Source organism: Leisingera sp. F5 (assembly GCF_001593695.1).
Genome location: NZ_LUKH01000495.1, coordinates 1 through 2,269, shown reverse-complemented (window position 1 = coordinate 2,269; position 2,269 = coordinate 1). Strand labels below are relative to the sequence as shown.

Sequence of the window (2,269 nt, the reverse complement as noted above, 5' to 3'; positions counted from 1 at the left end):
CCAGAAGTTCCCCAGGACAGTGCTATGGGCGCGCTGATCCCTCACATCACCGGCGGCGCCGAGGCCAAGACCTTTCAGCCGATGAACGTGAACTTCGGATTGTTCCGCCCGGTTGACGGCCTCAAAGGCGGCCGCCGCGGCCGCAAGGACCGCTACAAGGCCTACACCGACCGCGCCAAGGACGTTTGGCAAGAGTGGCTCCGCAACTTTTCCTAGACGGACTGCTGCTGCCGGGCCTAAACTTGCTACATGAGCGAAAAGTTTCTGGACAAGGCCTACGACCTTGAAACACCGGAAGCGACCCTGGAGCACTACAACCAATGGGCCGCTTCTTATGACGCCGAAATTGCCGAAAACGGTTACGCCACACCGGGCCGTATCGCCGAAGCATTGGCAAAGTTTCAGCCGGACATGAGCGTGCCTGTTCTCGACTTTGGCTGCGGCACCGGCCTGTCAGGCCTGGCGCTGAGAATGCAAGGGTTTGAAAACATAGACGGAATGGAACCGTCTGACGAGATGATCACCCAGGCCCGCAGCAAGGGCGCCTACCGCACACTGACACAGATTGACGTCACAGACAGCAAGCCGATCCCGCAGGGTGCCTACCGGCTGATCACCGGCTGCGGCGTTTTAGGCACCGGTGCGGCACCGCCTGCGGTGTTCGACATGATCCTGCAGGCCTTGCCGCGCGGCGGGTTGTTTGCCTTCTCCTACAATGATCATGCGCTGGCGGACCGGGCCTATACCGGTAAACTCAATGAATGGCTGGACTGTTCAGCAGCGCGGCTGCTATTCCGGGAACACGGGGATCACCTCCCTGGCATCGACCTGAAGTCCACAGTTTATGTAATTGAGAAAGCGTGACATTCACCACCCGTTTCGCGCCGTCGCCAACCGGACCGCTGCACCTGGGCCATGCCTATTCCGCCATCCTGGCACACGATATGGCCATGGCGGAAGGCGGCACCTTCCTGCTGCGTATCGAAGATATCGATCAGTCCCGCGCGCGTTCCGAATGGGAGGCGCAGATTCTTGAGGATCTGGATTGGCTCGGCCTGACTTGGCCGCAGCCGGTAATGCGCCAGTCGGACCGCCTGCCCCGGTATCGCGCCGTACTGGACCAATTGACAGTGATGGGCCTGACCTATCCCTGCCGCTGCAACCGTGCCGATATCGAAACCGCCGCAGGCGCCCCGCAAGAAGGGGTGCCGCAATTCGGCCCCGACGGGCGCATCTACCCAGGCACCTGCCGCGATCGCCCGGCATCCGAGGCCACGGACAAGGACGTGATCCGGTTGAACATGATGAAAGCCGTCCAGGCAGCTGATTTACGCAGCTTCACCGAAACTTGCCCGGAGTTCGAAGGCATCCATCCCCTGGACCCGGAACAACTGATCATGACCGTTGGCGACATCATCCTGGTGCGCCGGAACATGGGCACATCCTACCATCTGTCCGTCGTTGTGGATGACGCGGATCAAGGCATCACACATGCAGTACGCGGTGCTGATCTTTTTGAGGCCACACAGATCCACGTGCTGCTGCAAAGCCTGCTTGGCTTACCCACGCCCTTTTACCACCACCATCGCCTGATCCGCGATGACACCGGCAAACGCCTCGCCAAACGCGACGACGCCCGCGCCATAGCCAAATACCGCACCGAGGGCGCCACCCCGCAAGACATCCGTGAAATGACCGGCCTGCACGCTTCTTCTGGCTGAAAATATCCCCGCCGGAGGCACGGCCCGCCAGGGCCGTATCCTTGTTCAGCCCATCGGTTTCATCAGCTCAATCTCTTCGCCGCCGCGCACCGCTGTATAGAAACAGGTCCGCCGGTTGGTATGGCAGGCCGCCCCGGTCTGACGCACCAGCGCCAGCAGGCAATCGCGGTCGCAATCTATCCGCAGGTCCACCAGCTCCTGCACATGGCCGGATGTTTCCCCCTTTACCCAGAACGACTGGCGCGAGCGCGACCAGTAGGTGACTTTACGGGTCTCCAGCGTGCGGGCCACCGCATCGGCATTCATCCAGGCCATCATCAGAACTTCGCCCGAGGCCTCGTCCTGCGCAATGCAGGGGATCAGCCCGGCGTCATTATAGACCAGGCTGGCGGGATCAAAGGACGCGGCAATAGTCATGGATAAAAACCTTTTGCATCTGCTGTTCGGCTCCCTATGTATGGGGAAGAACCAAGCAGGGAAAGCCCGGGAAAGACATGGCTGGCGAAAGTGATCTGATCAAACTGTACTCCACCCGTATTCTGGCGCTG

The 2,269-nt window shown here is 60.6% G+C and carries 3 protein-coding genes and 1 pseudogene; 3 read left to right on the top strand and 1 reads right to left on the bottom strand.

Annotated features, from left to right (window positions below; translation table 11 throughout):
• From A2I95_RS32385 to gluQRS, 3 genes and pseudogenes are all read left to right on the top strand, one after another.
• Window positions 1-216, top strand: a pseudogene (locus A2I95_RS32385) (FADH(2)-oxidizing methylenetetrahydrofolate--tRNA-(uracil(54)-C(5))-methyltransferase TrmFO); the annotation flags it as partial.
• 33 nt (window positions 217-249) lie between these two features.
• Window positions 250-864, top strand: coding sequence for a methyltransferase domain-containing protein (locus A2I95_RS32380; protein ID WP_027258800.1), 615 nt, complete (start codon window positions 250-252; stop codon window positions 862-864).
• Window positions 861-1,721 (top strand): tRNA glutamyl-Q(34) synthetase GluQRS, encoded by an 861-nt coding sequence (gluQRS, locus tag A2I95_RS32375; RefSeq protein WP_291736438.1) that lies wholly within the window; start codon window positions 861-863, stop codon window positions 1,719-1,721. Before A2I95_RS32380 ends, gluQRS begins: the two co-directional genes overlap by 4 nt.
• A gap of 45 nt (window positions 1,722-1,766) precedes the next feature.
• On the opposite strand, the gene hisI is transcribed toward gluQRS, so the two are convergent.
• Window positions 1,767-2,138: a phosphoribosyl-AMP cyclohydrolase gene (gene hisI / locus A2I95_RS32370; protein ID WP_291736436.1), complete on the bottom strand. Its 372-nt coding sequence runs from the start codon at window positions 2,136-2,138 to the stop codon at window positions 1,767-1,769.
• Window positions 2,139-2,269 lie beyond the last annotated feature (131 nt).

Coding starts and splice junctions, on each gene's coding strand:
- A2I95_RS32380 (WP_027258800.1), top strand. CDS start 250: ATGAGCGAAAAGTTTCTGGACAAGGCCTACGACCTTGAAACACCGGAA.
- hisI (WP_291736436.1), bottom strand. CDS start 2,138: ATGACTATTGCCGCGTCCTTTGATCCCGCCAGCCTGGTCTATAATGAC.